The sequence below is a fragment of the Allobosea sp. MMO-172 genome, from assembly GCF_037147855.1.
Taxonomy (GTDB): domain Bacteria; phylum Pseudomonadota; class Alphaproteobacteria; order Rhizobiales; family Beijerinckiaceae; genus Allobosea.
Genome location: NZ_JBBCUM010000053.1, coordinates 1 through 388 on the forward strand (window position 1 = coordinate 1; position 388 = coordinate 388).

Here is a 388-nt window from a genome sequence, read left to right on the forward strand (position 1 = left end):
CCGCGAGACCGTCTTCCTGCGCGAACTCCTCGCCAGCCAGGATTTCGAGGCGACCAAGCACAAGCTCGCGCTCTGCCTCGGCAAGACCATCGGCGGCGAGCCGGTGATCGCCGATCTCGCGCGCATGCCGCATCTGCTCGTCGCCGGCACCACCGGCTCGGGCAAGTCCGTCGCCATCAACACCATGATCCTGTCGATCCTCTACCGGCTGAAGCCGGAGGAGTGCCGCCTGATCATGGTCGATCCCAAGATGCTCGAACTCTCCGTCTATGACGGCATCCCGCATCTGCTCACGCCCGTCGTCACCGATCCCAAGAAGGCGGTCGTCGCCCTCAAATGGGCGGTGCGCGAGATGGAGGAGCGCTACAAGAAGATGTCGAAGCTCTCG

Annotated in this window: 1 protein-coding gene; it reads left to right on the plus strand. The window is 64.2% G+C overall.

The features are described from left to right. A partial coding sequence (locus WFK61_RS26070; protein WP_336814950.1) for an FtsK/SpoIIIE domain-containing protein occupies positions 1-388 on the plus strand: 388 nt, incomplete at both ends.